This is a genomic window from Nocardia sp. NPDC051756 (assembly GCF_040681495.1).
Classification (GTDB): Bacteria; Actinomycetota; Actinomycetes; order Mycobacteriales; family Mycobacteriaceae; genus Nocardia.
Genome location: NZ_JBFAYV010000011.1, coordinates 189,702 through 212,253 on the forward strand (window position 1 = coordinate 189,702; position 22,552 = coordinate 212,253).

Annotated in this window: 21 protein-coding genes; 11 read left to right on the forward strand and 10 right to left on the reverse strand. The window is 65.5% G+C overall.

Going from position 1 to position 22,552, the window contains the following annotated elements; genetic code table 11:
• Positions 1–8: 8 nt before the first annotated feature.
• The 6 genes from AB0M22_RS38375 to AB0M22_RS38400 form a co-directional block, all read right to left on the reverse strand.
• The gene (locus tag AB0M22_RS38375) at positions 9–1,643 is read right to left on the reverse strand and encodes an ABC transporter substrate-binding protein (protein WP_364737382.1); all 1,635 of its coding nucleotides are present in this window, start codon (positions 1,641–1,643) and stop codon (positions 9–11) included.
• Positions 1,643–3,583: a biotin carboxylase N-terminal domain-containing protein gene (locus tag AB0M22_RS38380; RefSeq protein ID WP_364737384.1), complete on the reverse strand. Its 1,941-nt coding sequence runs from the start codon at positions 3,581–3,583 to the stop codon at positions 1,643–1,645. The genes AB0M22_RS38375 and AB0M22_RS38380 overlap by 1 nt, the downstream gene beginning before the upstream one ends.
• On the reverse strand, positions 3,580–5,145 hold the full coding sequence (locus AB0M22_RS38385) for a carboxyl transferase domain-containing protein (RefSeq protein ID WP_364737387.1): 1,566 nt from the start codon (positions 5,143–5,145) through the stop codon (positions 3,580–3,582). Before AB0M22_RS38385 ends, AB0M22_RS38380 begins: the two co-directional genes overlap by 4 nt.
• Entirely contained in the window at positions 5,142–6,377 is a 1,236-nt protein-coding gene (locus AB0M22_RS38390; RefSeq protein ID WP_364737389.1) for an aminotransferase class I/II-fold pyridoxal phosphate-dependent enzyme, read from the reverse strand. Before AB0M22_RS38390 ends, AB0M22_RS38385 begins: the two co-directional genes overlap by 4 nt.
• A gap of 40 nt (positions 6,378–6,417) precedes the next feature.
• Positions 6,418–7,563, reverse strand: a complete 1,146-nt coding sequence (locus AB0M22_RS38395; RefSeq protein WP_364737391.1) for an MFS transporter — start codon at positions 7,561–7,563, stop codon at positions 6,418–6,420.
• 367 nt (positions 7,564–7,930) lie between these two features.
• Entirely contained in the window at positions 7,931–8,203 is a 273-nt protein-coding gene (locus AB0M22_RS38400) for a hypothetical protein (protein WP_364737393.1), read from the reverse strand.
• A gap of 49 nt (positions 8,204–8,252) precedes the next feature.
• On the opposite strand from AB0M22_RS38400, the gene AB0M22_RS38405 reads away from it, so the two are divergent.
• The 7 genes from AB0M22_RS38405 (at position 8,253) to AB0M22_RS38435 (ending at position 13,594) form a co-directional block, all read left to right on the forward strand.
• Positions 8,253–8,816: a hypothetical protein gene (locus AB0M22_RS38405; protein WP_364737395.1), complete on the forward strand. Its 564-nt coding sequence runs from the start codon at positions 8,253–8,255 to the stop codon at positions 8,814–8,816.
• A gap of 450 nt (positions 8,817–9,266) precedes the next feature.
• Positions 9,267–10,118, forward strand: coding sequence for an alpha/beta hydrolase (locus AB0M22_RS38410; RefSeq protein ID WP_364737397.1), 852 nt, complete (start codon positions 9,267–9,269; stop codon positions 10,116–10,118).
• Positions 10,119–10,361: 243 nt separating this feature from the next.
• On the forward strand, positions 10,362–10,829 hold the full coding sequence (locus AB0M22_RS38415) for a VOC family protein (RefSeq protein WP_364737399.1): 468 nt from the start codon (positions 10,362–10,364) through the stop codon (positions 10,827–10,829).
• Positions 10,830–11,129: 300 nt separating this feature from the next.
• Positions 11,130–11,417, forward strand: a complete 288-nt coding sequence (locus AB0M22_RS38420) for a hypothetical protein (protein ID WP_364737401.1) — start codon at positions 11,130–11,132, stop codon at positions 11,415–11,417.
• On the forward strand, positions 11,414–12,808 hold the full coding sequence (locus tag AB0M22_RS38425; RefSeq protein ID WP_364737404.1) for a hypothetical protein: 1,395 nt from the start codon (positions 11,414–11,416) through the stop codon (positions 12,806–12,808). Before AB0M22_RS38420 ends, AB0M22_RS38425 begins: the two co-directional genes overlap by 4 nt.
• Before the next feature lie 40 nt (positions 12,809–12,848).
• Complete coding sequence (locus tag AB0M22_RS38430) at positions 12,849–13,343, forward strand: hypothetical protein (RefSeq protein ID WP_364737406.1); 495 nt, start codon at positions 12,849–12,851, stop codon at positions 13,341–13,343.
• A 53-nt stretch (positions 13,344–13,396) separates the two neighbouring features.
• Positions 13,397–13,594, forward strand: coding sequence for a hypothetical protein (locus AB0M22_RS38435; protein WP_364737408.1), 198 nt, complete (start codon positions 13,397–13,399; stop codon positions 13,592–13,594).
• 3 nt (positions 13,595–13,597) lie between these two features.
• Here the strand turns inward: AB0M22_RS38435 and AB0M22_RS38440 are convergent, their stop codons facing one another.
• Positions 13,598–13,975, reverse strand: a complete 378-nt coding sequence (locus AB0M22_RS38440) for a nuclear transport factor 2 family protein (protein WP_364737410.1) — start codon at positions 13,973–13,975, stop codon at positions 13,598–13,600.
• 57 nt (positions 13,976–14,032) lie between these two features.
• Entirely contained in the window at positions 14,033–14,401 is a 369-nt protein-coding gene (locus tag AB0M22_RS38445) for a VOC family protein (RefSeq protein ID WP_364737412.1), read from the reverse strand.
• Positions 14,402–14,463: 62 nt separating this feature from the next.
• Between AB0M22_RS38445 and AB0M22_RS38450 the strand changes: the two genes are divergently transcribed.
• Positions 14,464–14,919: a MarR family transcriptional regulator gene (locus AB0M22_RS38450; RefSeq protein WP_364737414.1), complete on the forward strand. Its 456-nt coding sequence runs from the start codon at positions 14,464–14,466 to the stop codon at positions 14,917–14,919.
• Positions 14,920–15,450: 531 nt separating this feature from the next.
• On the opposite strand, the gene AB0M22_RS38455 is transcribed toward AB0M22_RS38450, so the two are convergent.
• Together AB0M22_RS38455 and AB0M22_RS38460 are read right to left on the reverse strand one after the other, a co-directional pair.
• Positions 15,451–17,097: an MFS transporter gene (locus tag AB0M22_RS38455; RefSeq protein ID WP_364737416.1), complete on the reverse strand. Its 1,647-nt coding sequence runs from the start codon at positions 17,095–17,097 to the stop codon at positions 15,451–15,453.
• Between the two features lie 247 nt (positions 17,098–17,344).
• The gene (locus AB0M22_RS38460; protein ID WP_364737418.1) at positions 17,345–18,070 is read right to left on the reverse strand and encodes a helix-turn-helix transcriptional regulator; all 726 of its coding nucleotides are present in this window, start codon (positions 18,068–18,070) and stop codon (positions 17,345–17,347) included.
• Between the two features lie 419 nt (positions 18,071–18,489).
• Between AB0M22_RS38460 and AB0M22_RS38465 the strand changes: the two genes are divergently transcribed.
• From AB0M22_RS38465 to AB0M22_RS38475, 3 genes are read left to right on the forward strand one after another with little or no spacing between them, the layout of a single operon-like run.
• Complete coding sequence (locus tag AB0M22_RS38465; protein ID WP_364737420.1) at positions 18,490–19,515, forward strand: DUF1702 family protein; 1,026 nt, start codon at positions 18,490–18,492, stop codon at positions 19,513–19,515.
• Positions 19,512–21,494 (forward strand): CRTAC1 family protein, encoded by a 1,983-nt coding sequence (locus AB0M22_RS38470; RefSeq protein WP_364737422.1) that lies wholly within the window; start codon positions 19,512–19,514, stop codon positions 21,492–21,494. Before AB0M22_RS38465 ends, AB0M22_RS38470 begins: the two co-directional genes overlap by 4 nt.
• Positions 21,491–22,552, forward strand: coding sequence for an enediyne biosynthesis protein (locus AB0M22_RS38475; protein WP_364737424.1), 1,062 nt, complete (start codon positions 21,491–21,493; stop codon positions 22,550–22,552). The genes AB0M22_RS38470 and AB0M22_RS38475 overlap by 4 nt, the downstream gene beginning before the upstream one ends.

The window sequence follows — 22,552 nt, forward strand, 5'->3', positions numbered from 1 at the left end:
GCACCGCGTCACCCACGATCGATCCAGATGTCGTAGGAGTTCTCCGGAAGTTGCTTGTAGGGGCGGAAACCCGCGCCGTGCACGTGCGCGGCGGCCGCGATCTGATTCTCCGGAATGTAGAGCGGCAGCCCATAGGCCTTGTCCACCAGCGCGAATCGCTGCAACTGCGCGTACTGCTTGGCGCGCTCACCGGTGTCGATCGTCGCGGCGGCGGCCTGGAGCCAGCCGGACAGTTCGGGATCACCGGCCCGGCTGTAGTTGAGCGTGCCCTTCGACGCCGATGGGTACCAATGGTTTTCGATATCGATGCCGCCGGTGAGGGTGTCGGAGTTGGCGATCGAACCGAAGGTGTTGTTCTTGCGCAGTTCGGCGTAGGTGCCGAGATCGACGTAGGAGACCTTCAGATCGATGCCCGCGTTCTGCTTGGCCTGCGCCTGGACCGCCTGCAACAGCACCTCGCGCTGATCGCGGACGGTGGACTGGGCCTGGACCAGTTCGATGGTCAGGCGCTGGCCGCCCTTGGTCCGGAATCCGTCGGAATCCTTTGCCGTCCAGCCCGCTTCGTCGAGCAGCCGGTTGGCGGCATCCTTGTTCGGGCCGTAGGCGCCCTCGATGCTCTTGTCGTAGAACAGCGCGTCGACACTGGAGGCGATGCCCCAGCCGCGCGTGCGCTGCCCGCGATAGATCGACTTCAGCACCGCGTCGACGTCGACCGAATTGTTCAGTGCCTTACGGACTTTCTCGTCCGCGGCGGGACCGAAGGTGGCGTTCCAGTAGAGCGTGTACGGGCTGCCGTTGTTCAGCGAACGCTGGTAGGTGTAGTCGGAATCGCCCTCGAACAGCGACGCGTCGTTACCGGACACGCCCTCGATGAGGTCGACCTGACCGGAGGTGAGTGCACCGGTGCGCACCGAGGACTCGGGCAGGAACCGGTAGGTCAGCTCGTCGAGGTAGGCCGGTCCCTGATGGGCGGCGTTCTGCGGCGCCCAGTTGTAGTCCGGGTTCTTCTTGAAGTGCAGTTCCTGACCCTTGACGTAGCGGTCGAGGATGAACGGACCGGTGCCCGCGATCTCGGGACCGCCGGCTTTGAGCTGCGGCTTGTCGAACGCGGCCGGCGAGATGATGTCGAAGCCGGAGGCGAAGTCGAGGAACGGCGCGTACGGGTTCTTCAAGGTGAAGACCACTGTTCGGTCGTCACGCGCGCTCACCCCGCCGAGGTTGGACAGCGGCCCGGAGGAGAACCCGCCGGAATAGGCCACGTCCTGCATGGTGGTGAAGTTGCGGGCGACCGCGGCCGCGGTCAGCGGGTTGCCGTCGGTGAACTTCACCCCGTCGCGCAGCGTGAAGGTGTAGGTCAGACCGTCGGGCGACACCTCGTGGCCGGTGGCCAGCCAGGGGACGTAGCCGCCGTCCTGGGTGCGGGCCAGCAGCGTTTCGTAGGTGTTGCGCAACATCATCCGGGTGTTGCTCTGCCCGTTGAGGTGCGGGTTGAGCGTGGTCGGCTCGGTCTCCACACCCCAGGTCAGTGAGCCGCCGCTCTTCGGTTGCGCCGAGGTGCCCGCCGTGGTGTCGGAGCCACCGCACGCGGTCGCCAGCAGGGCCGTGGCCAGCAGGAGAGCTGTGGCCAGTCGTCGAGTCCGCATCACAGTGCGGCGCTCCTATCTTCGATGAGAAACAGTGGTTGATCGGTGGTGACGACCGCGCCTTCCGCCGCGGTCACGGTGACGATTCCGGGATGGGTCGCGGTCAGCTCGTGCTCCATCTTCATGGCCTCGACCACGCCGAGCAGCTGGCCCTTCTCGACCTGCACGCCGGATTCGACGTGCAGCCGGACGACGGTGCCCGGCATCGGCGAACGGATCTCGGGGTCGGCCGCGGTGGCGCCGAACGAGCGGTACTCGGCGTAGCGGACTTCGCGCGACACGCCTGCGACCTGGATGGCCCACGCCTCTCCGGCACGCCGGACCACACACGGGGCCGAGCCGACCGAAATCGTTTCGCCGCTGGTTCGCACGCACACGACACCGTGGTCGGCGGTGTCCGCGCGCACCCGCACCGCATCGCCGTCGTAGCCGTTGACCCGGACGGTGAACGGCCGCCCGTCGACCGTCAGGTCGATGCTGCCGAGATCATGATCGGCGGGATCCAGCAACGCGCGGTCGCCGGTCGGTGCGCCGACCGACCACGGTGTCGCGCGATCGGGTGCGGTCAATGCGGCGGCAACGGCGAAGGCGCCCAACAGATCTGGATCCCCGAACTCGGCGGTCGGGTCGATGCGGTCCAGGTAGGCGGTGTCGTGGTCGACAGCAGCCAGGATCGGCGAACCGAGCACGTGGGCGACGAATCCCAGGTTCGTGGAGATGCCGATCCAGCGCAGATCCGTGCAAGCCTGCCGGGCGGCGGCGAGCGCCTCGTCGCGGGTGGCGGCGGTGGCGATGAGCTTGGCGATCATCGGGTCGAATCCGCCGGTGACGGTCAGGTGCCGATCGAAGGCGCGCTCGACCCGAACGTCCGGCCAGTGCGTCACCTCGAGCGGGCCCGGGCACGGTAGGAAGGCCCGGAACGGGTCCTCGGCATACATCCGGACCTGAACCGAGGCGCCCGAGTAGGCGATCTCCTCCTGGGTAGCGGGCAGCGGCTCGCCCGAGGCGACGCGCAACTGCCAGTCCACCAGGTCGATGCCGGTGATCTCCTCGGTGACCGTGTGCTCGACCTGTAGGCGCGTGTTCATCTCGATGAAGAAGAACTCCTCGCCGACCAGCAGGAACTCGAAGGTGCCTGCGCCGACGTAGTTCAGCGCCTGGGCACCGCGCACCGTGGCATCGAATATCTCGGCGCGGATGGCGTCCGGGATCCGCGGCGCGGGCGCTTCTTCGATCACCTTCTGGTGCCGTCGCTGCAATGAGCAGTCCCGGTCGAAAAGGTGTACGACACTGCCGAATTCGTCGCCGAAGACCTGTACTTCGATGTGTCGCGCGTGCTCGACGTACCGTTCCAGGTGCAGGCGGCCGTCGGCGAAGGCCGCCGTCGCGGTGCGGGTGGCCGAGGCGAGCGACTCGCGCAGCTCGGCCCGGGAACGCACCACCGACATGCCCTTGCCACCGCCACCACCGGCCGGTTTGACGATGAGCGGGTAGCCGATGTCCTCGGCCGCGCGGGCCAGGGCGTCGAGGTCGCCGCTCGCCTGCCGGGTGCCGGGCAGCACCGGGACGCCCGCATCGGCCATCACGGTGAGCGCGGAGGCCTTGTCCGCCATGGTCTCGATCACCCGGGAACTCGGTCCGACGAACACCAGTCCGGCGGATCTGACGGCGCGGGCGAAGTCGGCGTTCTCGGAGAGGAACCCGTAACCGGGATGTACTGCGTCACAGCCTGTTTCGATGGCGACGCGGACCAAAGCGGCGGCGTCGAGGTGGCTGCCGGTGGCGGGTAGTCGCACGGTGGTGACCGCGCCGTCGTGATAGGTCAGGTCGCGATCCTCGTCGACACTCACGGTGACGTAGTCGATGCCGAGGCGGCGGCAGGTACGCGCGATGCGGGCCGCGACCTCACCCCGGTTCGCGATGAGCAGCGTGGTGATCACAGCCGGAACACCCCGAAGGTGCCGGCGGCCGGCTGCGGCCGATCCCAGCGTTCATGCGCGAGGGACAGGCACTGGGCGAGCCAGTCGCGCGTGTCCTCGGGCTCGACGACCGCGTCGACCCACATCCGTGCGGCGATGTACGCCGGGTGCGACTGGCGTTCGAAACTGTCGATGATCGGCTGTTTGATCGCCGCTTCCGCCTCCGCGCTCAGCTCCTTGCCCTCGCGACGGAGCTTGTCGCGCTTGAGAATTGCCATCACCGCGGCCGCCTGCTCGCCGCCGACGCCGGTGGAGCGAGCGTTCGGCCACATGGCCATGAACTGCCCGCCCATCGAGCGACCGGACATCGCGAAGTTGGCCGCACCGAAGCTGCCGCCGATCACCAGCGAGATCTTGGGCACCGTCGCGCAGGAGACGGCGTTGACCATCTTCGCGCCGTGCTTGGTGATGCCCGCGCGCTCATACTGCTCGCCGACCATGAAGCCACTCACGTTGTGCACGAACAGCAATGGGATGCGGCGTTGATTGCAGATCTGGATGAAGTTGGTCGCCTTGAGCGCGCTGTCAGGGAAGATCACGCCCTGATTCGCGACGATCCCCACCTCGTATCCGGCGATCCGCGCGGTCGCGCACACCATGGTGATGCCGTAGTCCTTGCGGTATTCCGTCCACGAGGTGGCGTCGACGACGCAGCGCAGGATCGCGCGGACGTTCATCTCCTTCTTCGTGGTGGCCGGAATCAGTTCCGGCAGCCGCGCCGGATCGTCGGCCGGCTCTAGCGCCGCGAAGGCCGGTGGCCGGACCTGATCGCCCGGCGTGCGCGCGACGATATCGCGCACCATGGCCAGCGCTTCGACCTCGTTCATGGCCAGGTGGTCCGCGACGGCGGTCTCGCGCACGTGCAGGTCGGTGCCGCCGAGCGTTTGCGCGTCGACCTTGATGCCGGTGGCGGCCTCCACCAATTGCGGGCCGCCGAGGAAGACCGTGCTGAGGTCCTTCACCATGACGGTCTCGTCGCTCATCGCGGGGATGTAAGCGCCTCCCGCAGTACAGATTCCGAGCACGGCGGAAATCTGCGGCAGGCCGAGCGCGGACATCTCCGCGATGTTGCGGAACATCTTTCCCAGATGTTCTTCATCGGGGAAGATCTCTTCCTGCAAGGGGAGATAGATGCCGCCCGAGTCGGCGAGGTACACGCACGGCAGGCGGTACTCGCGGGCCAATTTCTGCCCGCGCAACTGCTTCTTGATGGTGAGCGGATAGTAGGTTCCGCCTTTGACGTGCGGGTCGTTGGCGAACACCATGCAGGGGCGGCCGTGGATGCTGCCGATCCCGACGATGAGCGCGGCGGCGGGCAGGTCGGTGTCGTAGACCTCGTGCGCGGCCAGCCTGCCGATCTCCAGGAACGGGGTTCCCGGGTCGAGAATGCGGTTGACCCGTTCGCGGACAGGGAGTTTGGCGTCGCCCGGCCGGCGGCGCGGCGCGACGATGCCGGCGTTGTGGTCGCGCAAGAGCTTGCGTTGCGCTTCGAATCCGACGTTACGTTCGACGGTGACGGTCATGCGGGTAGCTCCGCTCGATCCTGATGTGCGGCAAGACTCGCGTTCAGGGTGTCGGCGAATCGGCGAATCGTGTCGGGCTCCAGGTCGGCGCGCAGCATCAGGCGCAAGCCCGCGCTGCCGCGGCGAATGATCGGGAAGAAGACGGGCGAGGTGTAGAAGCCCGCGCCGAGCATGTCCCTGGCCACGGCGATGGTGGTGTCCTCCTGGCCGATGCTGACGAATCGGATGGGCAGGCCGTCGCCGGCCAGTTCGGTGTCGACCAGCGAGTCGAAGAGCCGAATCCGTTCCTGCAACGCCTGTTGGCGTTCGTCGACCGTGCCGTCGTCGTGCAGATCGCAGGCCGCGACGATGGCGCCGAGTCCGGCCGTGTTGATTCGCTGCGACCACATCAGCGGGCCGCTGGTGCGCAACAGGGTGTTCTTCAGGGCGTCGTCGCCGAGCGCGCCGAAGAAGATGACGCCGCCGCTGGCGCCGAAACCCTTGTTGAGCGAGGCGATTACGAGCGTCCGCTCGCGCCAGCCTTCGTACGCGCCGAGGACGTATCCGCGGCCCCGGGTGCCGAGGGTCGAGATGCCGTGCGCCTCATCGAAATAGAGGAACAGTCCGTACTCGTCCTGAAGGCGGAACAGCTCCTCCAGGGGCGCTCCCCCGCCCGTGCTGTAGACGCCGTCGGCGATATAGGCGACGTGCGAATGGTTGCGGCAGAGTTCTTCCAACGCGGCGATGTCGTTGTGCGCGATGGTGATCAATTCGGTTTCGTCCGCGACGAGCGGTTTCATCGCGTTCAGACAGAAGTGCGCGTTCTTGTCGAAGACGACCAGCGGCGGGTGGCCGTCGGTCAGCTCGCCGGAGGCCAGCAGCGGCAGCGTCGCCCACGCCGCGGCGGCGCAGGAGGAGACCGTGACGGCCTGTGCGCCGAAGGTCTGCGACAGGCGTTGTTCGGCCTCTTCCAGCAGTGCGAGCCGAATTCGCATGCGCGAGATGGAGGAATTGATCGTCGCGGTCTCGTCGAGTCCCCGGTGCGCACCCGCGACGATGCGCGGGTCGCTGTCCAGGCCGAGATAGGAGTAGGACGAGAAGTTGATGATCGTGCGGCCGTCACGGTCGTGCACGTGCCCGTCCCGCATGTCCGTTGCGACAATATCGACCAGGCCGTGAGCTGCGCTGTCGTCCCAGAAGGAGTTGCTCAATTGCAACTGCCGACGGACATTGGCGAATTGATGGGTAACCATTCCCCTTGTTCCTTTGTTGGCGTGCGCGTCTATCGGTGGATCAGGAAGTAGTGCCGGACCTTTCCGGCGCCGCCACGACGAGAACGTTCACCGCGGCGAGCAGCGTGATGACGAGGGACCAGGCGATCAGCCCGGTCAGGGATGGACCGACCAGCGAGGCGACACCCGCCAGGCCCTGCTGGATCAGCGCGCACCAGGTGACCGCGATCGCGGCGCCGGAGACGAGGTGGCTGACCGCGTGCGCGGCACTGTTGGGGAACAAGGTCGCCTGGCCGAACGTGGTCGCGATGTAACCGGCGAGAAAGACCGGCAGTGCGATCGCCCGCGGAGAATCGAAGAGCCAGACGACGGCGATGAGCGCGCATCCGGCGAGCATGATCCACGCGCCCTGCCGCATCATGGCGCGCGCGCCGAGGCGTCGGACGGTGCGCCGCACGTAGGTCGCGCCGGCCAGGTAGGCCGCACCGTACAGGACGCCGAAGAGGCCGAATACCCACGGCTGCAACGAGAATCGGTCGGTGAAGATGAACGCCGACTTCTGCTGGATCATCACGATGATGGCGAATCCGATGCCGCCGGCGACCGCGCTCGCGGCGAAGACCCGATCGCCGAGCAGCCTGCGCACCGTGCCCTTGGCCGGGGCCTTCGGCTCCGGCTTCGGCAGCGAGATCCGCAGGGCGAGCGCGACCGGTACCGCGGCGAGCACGGCCAGCACGACGAATCCGTACCGCCAGCCGACCGTCGAGGTGAGGACGCCGCCGACCACCTGCCCGCCGCCGAGCGCGACGACGAAGGCCATCGACAACAGCGAAAGTTGGCGCGCGAGTTCGGCGCCCGAGAACAGGTCCTTGATCATCATGCGCGCGACGACGGCGATGCCGCCGGCACCGATCGCCTGCACGACGCGCAGGCCGAGCAGCTCCGGCGCGTTCGTGATCAGCGCGAGGCCGGCGCTGGCGAGGACGAAGCACAGGCCGGCCGCCACGAACGCGGGCACCCGGCCGAACCGTTCCGCCGCCCGTCCCCAGGCGACCACCGGCAGCGCGGCGAACACCACGAAGACCGCCACCGACAACTGGAGCGTGGCGTCGCTGGCCCCGATGTCAGCGCCCAGCGCCGGCATGCCGGGGAGATAGATGGTGGTCGCCATTTGCGCCGCCGCGACCGCGCTACACGCGGTCAACACGATGGATCGGCTTCCTACCGGCGGGGATACAACGCTCCCGGATTCCTGCCGCACAGCCAATTCAGTCCCCCCTACCCAATAGAGTTGCGCCGCAGGTCAGTCGAAGCCCGGCAGACAACATCGATCGTCCGATTTTCGGATCTGAAGATATGGATACCCTGCCCGGACGCGGCGGCGCGAGGGTTAAAATCCGCTTGATTCTGCCGGAAGGCTTTGCCGCCCTGTGGGTTTCACGCAAACCGCGCGGGCGCCCGTAGTTGCTGCCGGATGGATCTACGTCAAGCCCATGGATCCTGGGGCGGCACGAGCACCGGTCGGTTTTCTATACCGTATAGACTCCCGCGGCATTCCCCAGTTAAATCCCCAGTCAGCCTGCTTCATCTGCACCGTGCACTCTGCACATAATCATTGCACCAATCAGAAGCATCCAAATTTCGGATGGCTGGTTAGTTATTTCACTGCTCGCCGCCACGTCCGGCACATTGCGGTCGTCCGTGCGCCCGAAATATTCACGAGGAATGGCAATGAAAACACATTCGGCAAAATCTGTTCGCATATCCGCAATTGCGGGACTTGCCGCACTGGCACTGGCGCCCACCGTCTTGGCGGGGCCCGCCTCGGCAGATCCGGTGACCGTCAATTTCCAGTGTCAGGCGAAGCCGCCGATCGGATCTCCGCAAGAATCAACGATGGCCATGCAGGTCAACGGCACGGCTCCGGCTACCGCGTCGCCCGGTTCCGCGGTGGCCATCAACCTGGTCGCGGGCCAGGGGCAGATTCCGGCCAATCAGGGCGGATACAAGATCAATTATGTTCGTGATCTGAAACTGGTCGCGCCCTTCCCCACCAACTCCACCTACGTGTCCTCGTCGCTGTCCGGCGGCACCGTTCGCGCGACGATCGACACCAGCGGCGGCAACGCCGCAATCAAGGTGACCGACCGGCTGCCCGGGGGTTCGACGTTCACGTTGCCCGCGCTCGCCGTGAATGTGAAGGCCGGCAATTCCGGCTCGATCACCACGACGCTGGCCGGCACCAGCTACGCCAATCCGGGCTTGACCATGGTCGTCAACGCGCAGGCCGGCCCATTCGCGGTCAACGTCCCGGTGTCGTGCTATCCGTCCCCGGCACCGATCTTCACCACGACCGTCATCGGATCCGGGAAGGCGACGCAGGAACCCCAGCCCGCCGCACCGAGCGCGCCCGGGACCTTCACGCTGCTTCCTGAACTCGGCCTGGGGCAGGCGAAGTAGCAATCGCGATCAGCTGACGTGCGGTATCGGCGGCAACTCGATACCGCACCCCGGCATAGAAATAGGGCTGTCGCGGATCTCGACGCTTCCGAGGTCGATCCGTGAAATTCTGCTGCCCATATGATTTTTGCCGGAGGGTGGAATCTTCTGGTTTCGGTTTCCGTTGCGCAACAATGCAATTCGATTCGGCCGTCGACGTAGCGGTCGGTCCGGTTAGCAAGCTAATCTCCCCGCACCAGAATGATCTAACGGGAATGCGGCACAGGCCTTCCCGTGTTTCTCCGAGGGGAGATCCCCGTCATGCGAGTCGCCATCCGAGCAATTGTCGCGTCAACGGTTCTGCTTTTCACACCCGCTGTGGCGCACGCCGAGCCATCCGTTCCACCGGGCGGCTGCTCGGCAATTTCCTTCCCGCAGCCGCTATTGGGAAACCTGGCCGCGACGCTCTGCATGCCGAGCACTGCGACGAACACGGTCATGGTGTTGCTGCCCGGCTCGAACTACAACCACACCTATTGGGATTTCCCGTACCATCCGGAAACCTATAGTTTTCGGCGGGCGATGAACAATGCGGGATATGCGACGCTGGTCGTGGATCGGTTCGGCACGGGCGCCAGCAGCAGGCCACCGAGCGCGCTACTGACCGCGACCACCTCGGTGGTCGCCCTGCACGGCCTCGTCGGCGCCTTGCGTCAAGGGCAGTTGGGCGGGCAGACTTTCGGCAAGGTCATCACCGGCGGGCACTCGCTCAGTTCCGGGATCGCCGTCAATGAGGCGAGCGCCCATCACGATGTGGATGGCATTCTGCTCACCGGCTTTTCGCACAGCCTGGATGTGGTCGGCGTGACCGCGGTCGTCGCCACCTATCAGCCGGCCACGTCGGATCCGAAGTTCGCGGGGCAGGGCTACGACCCGGGCTATCTGACGACGCAGCCGGGAACCCGCGCCGCCGATTTCCACGGCGCAGGCGACGATCCCCAGGTGATCGCCACCGACGAGGCGACCAAGGACGTCTTCGCGATCACCGAGTATCCCGACGGACTGACCTCCACGGTGCCGCCGATCACCAACACCATCAACGTCCCGGTGCTGGTCGTGAACGGAAGCTCGGATCGGTTGTGCCTCAACGCCTGTGCGAACACGGCGACCCTGGCCGCCGAGGAAGCGCCGTACTTCAACTCCGCCGCCCGCTTACGCGCATTCGTCCTTCCGAACAGCGGGCATTCGGTCAATCTGGCTCCGAATACCGCGGAATATCAAGCCGCCGTGCGCGATTGGATCAGCTCGACCGTATTGCCCTGATCCAGCCGAATCCCGCTGTCCGACAATATAGTTCCGGATCCCGCGTCGACCTGCCCGTCGGCATCGACGCGGGGCCTGGAGGATCTCGACACCTTCGACACCGCAGCGCGGATCGCACTCGCGTACGGGCAACGTTCCCACCTGTGCAAATAGCGGACACTCTCTGACCGCTACTGGTGACATCGTGGATTTCGTCGCCGGAAGTCGCCGGCGACAAAACCACTCGCGAAGGACTGGAACACCATGTCGCTCAACGCTGTTGCTCATCTGAACTTCCACGGACAGGCTCGCGAAGCCCTCGAGTTCTATCAGTCGGTGTTCGGTGGGCAGCTCACTATTGCCACGTATGCCGATTTCGGGATGCCTGCCGAGTTGCCTGGCGCGACGAACGTCGTGTTCGGTCAGGTCGTAGCGGACAACGGCTTTCGGGTGATGGCCTATGACGTGCCCGGGCAAGACACACCCATCGGGCCGGCCGCTCCGAGCACGCGCCGCGAGAACTGGACCACGATTACCGAAGAGCGGTTCTTCCTCTCCGTTCGCGGCGACAGCGTCGACGAGGTCACCCCGGTGTGGGCGGGCCTGGCCGAGGACGCGACCGTGATCGAGCCGTTCGGGCCCGCCCAGTGGGCGCCTGCCTTCGGCATGCTGGCCGACCGTTTCGGCGTCACCTGGATCGTCGACGTCGCGGTCGAGTACACCCCGGCCTGATCTCGGATATGGGGGTGCGGTCGCGCTGGCCGCCCCCGACCGTATCGACGAAATCTTGCCGCCGAGAACCGATCTCGGCTCGTCAACAGTCTTCCGGCAGAACATCTTTGACCGGAACCCGGCCGTGGAGCCCCCGGAATCGGGGGCAGATGTCGATCTCGATGGGCGATACCATCTGCGTCTACGCACTACACCACTCATTGATGGTGCGCCCGGGGAGATTTCGGTGTCAGAAGAAAAGATGCAGGCCAGCTCGTCGATGATCATCGCCACCGGGCTCAGGGATAGCGGTCGCGGGCGATGAGCGGGTTCGAGGTCGAGATCAGTCAGCTGCGGGATGCGGCCAAGGCGGCGGGATCCGCCGAGAGCCAGGCCAAGGTGGTGGACCCGGGTACCGGCTTGGACGCGATCGCGACCGCATTGCCGGGTGGGGACGCGGCGAAGAACGCGCCCACGCTGGCGTCGACGTTCAACGAGCGGGCGAAGGGGTGGGCGGAGGAGATCGGCAAGTGGAGCGGCACGGTCGCGTCGGCCGCCCAGTTGTACGCCGACAATGAAAAAGAAGCCGAAAGTGCGTTCGGGCCATGACCATCAGCTATGAAGACGTCCGCAAGTGGGACGACGGGGCCCTCGATACGTCGGCCACCAACCTGCGTGGGCGGCGGGACAAGCTCATCGGGTTGCAGGACGAGCTCGACGACGCCCGGCGGCTGCCCGAATGGCACGGTCCTGCGAGCGACAAAGCACGCGGTTCGCTGGGCACTACGCGGAACAACGCCGAGATCCTGATCGCGGAGCTGTCCGCCGTCGAGCGGGCGCTGCAAGATGTTTCGGACGACGTGTCGGCCCTGAAGACCCGGGTCGCCAACAACGACGCCCTCGCCGACACCTATCAGTTCGGCATCGCCGCCGACGGCTCGATCGTGGACAACAAGCCTGCCGATCCCCCGCCGAAGTCGCGGACCGAGGCCGAAGACCGCGCCGAGACCCGGCGCCACCGCGAAACCATCCGGCAACAGCTGATCACCGAAACCAAGGCGATACTCACCACCGCGCACAACATCGACGCCGGCCTCGCCGCGGTGATGAAACTCGCGCAGGATCGCAAGATCAGCGACCACGGCGCGACCACCCTGGACGGTGCCAGGAAAGGCGGTGAGATCGACGCCCAAGTAGCCGAGCTGGAGCAGGCGCTGCGCGACGCCGGGTTGCTGACCGGGCCGCCGGTGTCCGGCTACTACCGGCAGTGGCTCGAAAACGCGGTGCGCCGGGGTGTTTCGCTCGACACGATGAAGCAGATCATCGCCGAACACCACATCACGCCGGAAGATTTCAAGATCCTCGAGGGAATGGAGGAGATTCGCGAGGACGCCGACGGCGACGGGATCTTCAAGTCGTTCTTCCTGATGCCGACCAACATCAGCGGGGACGACGCCGCCAAGGCGGTGCGGATGACCTACATCTTGAACGCGGGCACCGACTACGGCAAAGGCGAATCGACCGACTTCGCACCGACCCCGTACAGCTCCGCGGAACTGCGGCGCATCACCGAACGGCAACAGAAGAACGACTGGAGCTACAACGAGGATGTCGGATTCGTGCACGGCAACGGTGGGCGGCTGGTGACCACCCCGAACGGCATGATGATGGGCTTGGGCGGCAACCTCATCCAGGACCAGTTCAGCAAAAACGGCGGAACGACCTGGGGCGACACGTTCATGCTGAACGTCGATGACACAAAAGATCCGGCGCAGCAGATTCGCGAGGTGGCGAGGTCGGGCCACGCGTGGTACGAAAATGACAAAGGCCCGTACCAGGGCAAACTCGACCTGGACCGATATCTGCACCACGAGGAGCGCCATTCCCAGCAATGGGCCGAGGAAGGCTACACGAAGTTCCTCGCCTCCTACGTGTGGGAGCAGGTCACCGGCGGCAACGAGACCGAGGAAGACGCGGGGCTTTCCGATGGCGGGTATTAAGTGGCCGCAAGTCGCTTGCGCTGCCTTGCTTGTGGCGGCGGTGACCGCGGCGTGTGACACCAAGGCGCAGTTCGCGCCGTCGCTGCCGCCGGCGGCCGGGTTCCGCGTCGATGACGGCGTGCTGAAACTGTGGACGGGCACGCCGTGTGCCGGGGTCACCGGCGTGACGTTGATCTTCGATTCCGGCACCAAGGAGAGCACGCAGCAGCGGTGGACCGCGCCGCTGCCGGGGGTGCCGGTGGAGCGGATGGACCTGCTGCGGACCGCGGGCGGATCCGCGCCCGATGGGCCTTTCCAGCTCCAGACACCGTTGCCCGCCGGCTACGACTGGACCAAGGCCGAGTCGCTCAACTTCTCCGTCGACGGCCCGGAGGCCTACGGAGCGAGGGCCGACGTCGGCCAGATCCTGCGCGAGTCGGCCCAGCACCCGGCCGGGAGTTACCTGTTCGCACCGCGCGGCTGGATGGATGCGGCGGAAGTCCAACGGGAGAACCAGAAGTCGTTTCTGACCGTCTGCACCGCCGACCCGAAGTGATGCCGCCCGCGGAGCCGAACAGCGCTGGTCGCCGCCCGGGCACCTTGCGGACGGTGCTCCGGCAGGTCGTGCTCGGCGCGTTCGCGGTGACCGTCGCGTTGATCGTGCTGCTCGTCGGCGAGGCCCTGCTCAGCATCACCGGATTGGCCTTCGATCCGCACGGCTACGGAATGTTCGCCGGAATCCTGATCACCGCGGTCCTCACGCCGGTCGCGCTGGCACTGTGGCTGCTGTACCGATTGATGCGGTAGTTCTCAGATGCTGCGCAACCCGCCGAAGAATCCGACGATCCGGCGGATTCGCCCCTCCGCTGAGATCTCCACGAAATCCACGCCATCCGGCAATGCCGTGCCATCCGCCTGCACCAGCCGCCATCCGAACCTGGCCATCTCGTGATGCGCGTCGACATTGCTGACCCGTAGTATCCGCATCCCGGGTTGCTGCACGAACACACTATCGATATGCGCAGCCAACTCATCGATCCCGACGGTGTGGACGGTCGGATCGGTGTACGTCGCGTCCTCCGCCAACACCTCGCCGAGAAACTTCCGCCGCCGCAACGGATCTGGATCGCTCCAGCCCGCGCAATACGTATCGATCAGTGCGTCGAGCGCACCATCCACCGCAGCCATTCCACCATCCTCGACCGATCCGACAACACCACCCAGTCTGCCTCAACGGGTCGCGGGTCAGGTGCGGTCGTGGAGGGTGATCTGGTAGCCGTCGGGGTCGGCGAAGGTGAAGGTGCGGCCGAAGGGGCCGTCGATGGGGGCGGCGACGATGGGGTGGCCGTCGGCTTCGAGGGCGTCGTGGATGGCTTGGACATCGGTGGCGTGCAGCCAGATCGCGGCGCCGATGCCGGGGTGCGCGGCGGAGCTGAGGTCGGTGCCGGTGACGAGGTCGCGGAGGGCGAATGCGATCGGCTTCGTCTCGAAGACGACGGCGTGCGGGGGGCCGGCGGGTGAGCGGACGAGACCGAGGTATCGCTCGTAGAACGCCTGTGAAGTTTCGAGGTCGCGTGCTTGCAGCGAGATGAAGTCGGGGCCGGTAACGGGCATGATGTGCTCCTTCTTTGCGTGTCAGTCTTCTGACACGGATCAATCTATGTCAGAATACTGACATGAGTCAAGACGGTGTCGGCGTCGAACTGGAGACGTCACTGGGATACCTGCTGAAAGAGGCGTCGAGCGCGCTGCGCGTGGCCATGGAGGAGGTGCTGCGGCCGCTCGACATGAGCGTGACGCACTACTCCTGCCTCGAACTGCTGGCGCAACGACCGGGCTTGTCGAACTCCGAACTCGCGCGCGGCGCGTTCGTGACCCGGCAGACGATGAACGTGTTGCTCCAGGCCCTGGAACGCCAGGGCCACGTAACCAGACCCGCGGCGGCACCCGTCGGGAAGGTTCTACCCACCCGGCTCACCCCCCTGGGCCGGCGCAAACTCGAGCAGGCGAGCGCAGCGGTCCGCGCCGTCGAGATCAGAATGCTGGCCGGCTTGACCGAGACCGAACAGTCAGGCGCGCACCGGATCTTGCAGAACATGATCCATTCCCTGCGCGACGGTACCCGCGATTAGCTCCGAATTCGGCTGCCAGTGCGCCGAGTGGAACGCTCTAGCGCATATAGGGATACTATGAAATTGCCACGGGCGGTGTCGGTTTGGCCAGTTCTACCGACGGTCATGCAACGGTTTCAATTCCTAGCGTAGCGGGTCGAATTCGGCGTTGATTCGTTGTCGGACAGTGTGTTTATTGTGACCTCGGTACGATCTGGGATTCGATAATTCGAGGTTCGGGCCCAGGTGGGTTGAATTCGGCGTGCGGCTGGTTTTGCCTTGATATCCTTATCGGCATCGCGACGTTCTGTGCTCGGCAGAGGTCCAATCTCTCTGTGCTGCAACGGATGTGGGCGACAGCGGTGCATATTCGCCGAAGCGGAGCCGACCTACCGGCGGGACGGGAGACCTGATGAGAAAGAGCCTCTCCTCCCTGCCTTGGCTGGTTATCTATGTCGCCCTCTGCGGGGTCGCGCTATGGCTGTTGAAGATCGGCTGGATGCACGTCTATCCATAGGTGCCGCAGCCGATGGATCCGAATTCGGTTGCGGGTCAGGCGATGGCACGCAGTTCTTCGGCGGTGATCTCCTCCAGCGGGCGGCGGCGGGTCTCGACCAGGAAGGCGATGCCCGCTGCGGCGGCGATGGTCATCGGGATGGCGCTGATCAGGGCGGTCATCGAAATCGACGGCGCCGCAACGGCGAACACCACGAGGGCGATCACGATGATGCCGCCCGCCTTGCTCATGCCTGCCGCCAAACCGGTGCCGCGGGAACGTATTCGGGTCGGATACGCCTCGGCGCCGTAGGCGACGAGCACCGCCACCACCGAGCTCGCGCCCCAGATCGGCGGGATGAGCAGCGCGTACAGCAGGACCTTGCTGTCCGCGACCCGGTCACCGAGCACGACGAAACCGAACAGCGAAACCGCAAGCAGCGCACTGAGTATCACCATCGTCCACTTCGACGAGCGGTGATAGCAGTAGGCGACCAGGAAATTGAGCGGGAAGCCGATCAGCGCGGAGTCACGCAGGATCTGATCGGCCGAGACGCCGCTGTACCCGAGCTGGCGCAGGTTGGTCGGCAGCCAGAGCTGGAAGCCGTACACGACCAGCCCGACACCGAGACCGACCAACACGAGCACGGTGGTGATCCCGCCGAACGGCGGCTGCACCAGGCGGCGGAATCCGCCCTTGACCCCGGATTCGACTGCGAGTTCGGAGTTTTCGACCTCGATGATGGACGCGTTGTAGACGCGCAGGACCTCCTCGGCCTCCCGGCGGCGCCCGAGCGCGAGCAGGAAGCGCGGCGACTCCGGGATCCACCGGGTGAGCAGAATGGTCAGCAGCCCGGTCGGGAACCCGATCAGCCACATCACCCGCCAGCCGTAGCTGTCGCCGATGGTGGCCGACAGCCAGCTGGTGATGATGTAGGCGCCCGCGATGTCACCGCCGATCAACACCATCAACCAACCGCGATGCCGAGCCGGAATCGTCTCGGCGAGCAGGGTGAACGCGATCGGCAGCATGCCGCCCGCACTCATGCCCATGATCAGGCACATCAGCAGATTCAGCTCGAAACTCGGCATCGCACCACACACCGAGGTCGCCACGAAAAACACCCCGGCCAGCAGAATCGCCGCCTTACGGCCGATCCGATCACCGAGCCAACCCCACAGGAACGAGCCGATCACCGTCCCGGAGATGCCGACCAGCGGCAACAGAGCCGCGGGCAGCCCGCCGCCGGGATTGGTCGCGGTCTTCAGACCGTATTCCTTGGCGACGCCGGGCACGACGAAGGCCAGCGTGGTCGGCTTCATCACGTCGATGGTGATCGCCGCGGCCATCACCAGCAACAGGATCACGTGCACGCGATTGATCGGAGCGTCGTCGAGCGCGCGCACCCGCAGGTTCGCCACCTGATCCCGTTGTGCCCCAACCGGAACGAGGCCGTAGGCGGTGACAACGAGACCGACGACGATCAGCGCCATGCCTGCGATCATCGATGCGTCCATGGGCATGTCGGCCATGTGATACCCCATGTGCCTGGACTCCCAGTACATCGGGAAGTGCAGCGCGGTACCGAGAGTGGTTGCGGCGAGCCCGAACCAGAAGGCGCGGGTGCGCCGGCGAATAGGCGCCGGGCGAGGTCCACCGTCGGGTTGCTCGATCGATGAGTCCACATGTTTTTGGCTGGACACAGATATCTCCGTTCTTTACCGCACGGACAGCGGACGAGATGACAGCGGCACCCGCGGACCAGCGCGGCAGTTGCACGACCAGCGACGGCTGCGGCGTCGCGCCGCAGCCACCCGACTCGACGCTGAGCCCTGTTCTCTCCCTTGCTGTTTCAGAATCCCATCTCTCGGATGACGCCGTGGCGATTCCGCGAACACCTGTCCCGGAGCCGCACGAGGTCGCGCGTCGCGGGGCCGGATGTGGCGCGGCTCAGGGCTGCGGCAGCGCCAGCAAGAAGGGTGCGGTACGAATCGTCCGTTCCCGCAGGGTGATACCGATTTCGAGTCGATCGTTTTCCCGGAGCCGGAACTCACAGATGCCGACGCGGACATCTCGGGTAACCCGGTGATTTCCGTCGTCGCGCACGGTCGAGACCGCGATCGCCCGCGCAATCCATTTCCCGGGCGGTAAACAGCTGATACTGAATGCCCCTTGATCGGTGACAATGAGCAACGCGGCAGCCGACGTCATCGGGTTGGCCGCGGAGAATATACTCATGTACCGGCGGCCGACTACGGCTCCCCCTGGGTCGGATAATTTGCCGCGTAATAACGGAGTACTGGATTCCCTGCCACAGTTGGCGTGTTGTTCGGACCATCTCAGCGGGACCCGCTCGCCGCGGACGTAGCGGCGATACTGGGACGGGCTCAGTCCGACCGCTTCGGTGAACCGCGACGTAAATGTCCCGTAACTGAGGTACCCGACAGCATAGGAGATCTCGGAGACCCGCATCGAGGTCGATGCCAATAATTTCTTGCTGCGGGCCAGGCGGATTGCCGCGAGAAACCGAGCCGGGGACCAGCCGGTTTCCGCACGAAACCGTCTGACGAAGTGAAACTTGCTGCATTTTGCGACATCGGCGAGATCGTCCAAGGTAACCTGCTGCCCACAGTTTTCCCACATGTACTTGATGCTGTCATCGATATGATCCGACACGAACTCTCCAAACTCAAAACAATCCAGAATGCCTGAGCCGGCCGCAGAAAGTAAGACCTTCCGCGCCTGTGCTTTCGGCAACGAAACATGGCCGCTGCCGAGGATGTGGAACTGACCGGCCGCCGATGGCCCTTCGGCTGCGGGATGAATGCTTGGTAAGTGAAGCCGTCGATTTCCGCAGGGGGTTGCACTCCTGCTCAGCACCCCCTTGCCCGGTATCCCCGACGCAAGCCCCGTAGCCCCGATGCGGCGTGGCAGGCGAGCGGAGTGCCCGACGGCGGCTCAGTTCGCCACCGTGATTGATTGATTCAACTGGACGGTAGAATACTTCCATTTCGTAGATTGAGCAACGAGGGAGAAGCCCCAGACGCGGCCGGATGTCAATCTGGAGTACACGTTTCTGCGAAGGAGGACTCCAGATGGTCTCCGCATTGGGTGGGCTTCGCCGGAAGATCTTGACGCCGGACGTCCGGCAGGCAACGTTGAAGGTTCGCGGCTTTCCCGCCCGAAATCCCCATGCCGCAGCATGTTTGGAGATGGCAGGCGCAACATTCCTCGAAGGATTCGGGGTCGGCGCCGAGCGCGGCACGGCAGCGGAGACAGCGGCATTGTTGTCGGAAATCGATAGTGAGCGAAGGGGTTTCGCGTTCGAGGGAGCCGCGATGGCGCTGGCGATCCGGGACGGGCTGCCGATCGGTCACAACCACCACGTAACCGACTTCATCACCGCAGCAGGCGAACACCTTTACATGATCTACGTGGGCGTCGGCTGGGCGCTGGCCAGGCTCCCCCGGCGACTGCACCGAGCGGCGCTGACCGGGTCGACCGATCCGGTCCTGATGTGGCTCGCCTTGGACGGCTATGGATTCCACCAGGCTTATTTCGACACCGATCGCTACGTAAAACGACAGTATGTTGACCCGACTCCGCCCGTCGTGTCGACCCGGCACCCCCGCTATGTGCCGCGCGCGATCGATCAGGGGATCGGGCGCGCGCTGTGGTTCGTCTCGGGCGCCGACCCGGCGGCCGCGTGCACGCTGATCGACGGGTTCGCGGCCGAACGGCGGCCGGACCTGTTCGCCGGACTCGGCCTGGCGGCGACCTACGCCGGCGGCGCCACCGCCGGCGAGCTCGCCACGTTGCGCGACCGGGCGTCGGCCTATCACCAGGACATCGGCCAAGGCGCGACGTTCGCCGCCGAAGCCCGCTCCCGTGCCCGCATCGTGCAGCCGAATACCGAAGCCGCCGTGGCGATCCTCACCGGCAGGCACGTCGACGACGCGGCCGCGATCGCGATCGAGACCCGGCCGGGCGACCTGACGATCAACGGCCGGCCTGGATTCGAGGTCTGGCGCGAGCGGATCCGACAACGCTGCCTGACCGCAGAGCCACCCGACCCGTCCGCTTCCGTAGCCCCGGAACCAACCGCGAAGGCCGAATCATGAAGATCCGAATGCGAGCCTTGGCGCCGGCGATCGGCGCGGTGGCGCTGTTGGCGTCCACCTTTCTGATCGCGCAAGCGCAGGTCGCCACCGAAGATCCGGCCACCGTGGCCGAGGACTACAAGTTCGAGTCCATGCCGATCGCCATGCCGCCCGGATACGACCAGCTGTCGGCGAAATCGGTGCGCGAGGTGAATCCGGCGTATCAGAACATTCGCTCCTGGATCTCCTCGGTGGGCGCGTCGATCGCCATCAACGATCTGGTCGGGCACGGGCGATCCGATGGCATGTGCATCGTCGACACCCGCACCGACTCGGTGGTCGTGACCTATACGCCGACCGCGGCCGCGGCCGACCGGTTCACGCCGTTCGTGCTCCGGCCGGACCCGATCGCGATGGATTCGACGATGGCGCCGATGGGTTGTGCCCCTGGCGATTTCAACGGTGACGGCGGAATGGATCTGCTCGTCTACTACTGGGGCCGAACGCCGATCATGTTCCTCCACCAGCCGGGTGGCACCGATCCGGCGCCGAAATACGTTCCGACCGAGGTGATCCCGTCGGGGACCACGGAAGGTCAGTACCAAGGCGAACGCTGGAACACCAACGCCGTGTCGATCTCCGACTTCGACGGTGACGGCCGTCCGGACATCGTCTTCGGGAACTATTTCCCGAACTCCGGGGTCCTCGACCCGAACGGGCGTCCCGACGTCGTCATGAACGATTCGATGTCGAGTGCGAAGAACGCCGCGGGCGAGCGCGTATTCCGCTGGACCGGCAACGACCCCACCGGCAGGCCGAAATACATCGAGCAGAAGGACGCGATCCCGATCGATGTCAGCACCGGCTGGACCCTTGCCCTCGGCGCGGGCGACCTGACCGGTGATCTGATTCCCGAGCTTTATGTCGGCAACGACTTCGGCCATGATCATCTGCTGCTCAACCAGTCGAAGCCGGGCACTATCCGATTCACCACCGCGACCGGCAACCGAACCTGGACCGACCCCAAATCGTTCGTCCTCGGCAATGACTCGTTCAAAGGTATGGGCGTCGATTTCGCCGATATGTACAAGCGCGGGAAATTCGACATGGTGGTCAGCAATATCACCACCGCGTGGGGTATCCAGGAAAGCAATTTCGTCTGGCGCAACGACACGACCACGCCGGAAGAAATGCGTCGAGAACTCACCGCCGGGCACGCGCCGTTCTCGCAGCAGGCCCAGCAACTCGGACTCGCCTGGACGGGTTGGGGCTGGGACATGAAAGCCGCCGATCTGCGCAACTCCGGCACCCTCGACGTGCTCCAGACCACCGGGTTCGTCCAGGGCAGCGGCAGCAGCAATCGCTGGCCCTGGCTGCAAGAACTCGCGACGACCAACGACGTCGTGTTGCACGACCCGGGCATGTGGCCACGGGTGACCCCGGGCGACGACATCGCGGGCAGGCACCCGATGGCGTTGTACGCCAAGGGGAACGACGGCAAGTACGTCGACATCACCGAGCAGGTCGGCACCAACGCGCCGATACCGACGCGCGGGGTCGCCATCGGCGACACCACCGGCACCGGCAAACTCGACTTCGCCGTCGCCCGCCAGTGGGGCCCACCCGCGTTCTTCGCGAATCGTTCGCCGCACCTGGGTAACTCACTGGCCTTGCGGCTGTGCCGACCGGCGCAGCCGGCCACCGGGACGGCCGCGAGCGGCGCCGCGCAGCCGGCCTACAACGCGGTCGTCACGGTACGCACCGCGGACGGCCAGGTCATGCGCAGCCAACTCGACGGCGGCAGCGGGCACAGCGGCAAACGCAGCTTCGACGTTCACTTCGGACTCGGCACCGCCACCACCCCGGTCTCCGCCGACCTCGAATGGCTCGACACCGCCGGCGTCCCGCACCACCAGACACTCCAGCTGGCACCCGGCACACACACGCTGATGCTCACCGACACGGCCACCGAGATCGCCGAGGGGATCACGAAACCATGACTCTGCTCAACCGGAAACAAAGCCTTCGCGATCAGAAATCCGCGACCGCGCCCGCAGTCGTACCGCCTACTACCAACGGCACGACACCGAGCGACCGCAAGCCCGACACCCCACCGGTGAAGAAGGATGTGCGCTATCTGGCCCTCCGGAATTTCGCCATCTCGCTCAGCGTGCTCAACATCATCGGCTATACCTTGCTCGGCTTCGAACAACCACCGCTGTGGCCCATTCTGGCGCTCCTGGTGTCCTATGCGATCGACCTGGTTTTCGAATGGATCACCGCGTGGTCGCGTAGCACCGCACCGCGATTCCTCGGTCACGGAGCCCGCGGTGTGTACGAGTTCCTGCTACCGGCCCATATCACCGCCCTGGCCGTGAACATGCTGCTCTATGCCAACAATCAATTCTGGCCGGTCCTTTTCGCGGTGGCGGCCGCGATCACCAGCAAGTATGTGTTCCAGGCCCCGTTCGCCGGGCGCATGCGCCATTTCATGAACCCGTCCAACTTCGGGATCACGATGGCGCTGCTGTTCTTCAGCACCTGGGTCAGCATCGCGCCGCCCTACGAATTCGGCGAGAACATCAACACGATGTTCCGGATCGCGGTCCCGCTCGTGCTGCTCGTCGCGGGCTCGGTGATCAACGCCACGCTCGTCGGCCGGATACCGCTGATCGTCGGCTGGCTGGGCGGATTCGTCATCCAGGCCCTGGTCCGGCACGCGGTGTTCGACGTCGCCTTGGTCGCCGCGCTCGGCACGATGACCGGTACCGCCTTCATCCTGTTCACCAACTACATGATCACCGACCCAGGGACGACACCGTTCCCGGCGCGCGTCCAATTCATGTTCGGCGCGTCGGTCGCGACCGTGTACGGGCTGATGATGGCCGTCGACATCGTCTACACCCTGTTCTTCGCGCTCACGCTCGTCTGCGCGATCCGGGGCAGCTATGCCTGGATCTCCTCGTGGACGAAGGCCGCCAGAACCCGGGCAGCCGAACGCCGGGACACCGACCGGGCGCCGGAGTTGTCTCCCGGCCCCACTCCCCAGCGGGCTTGA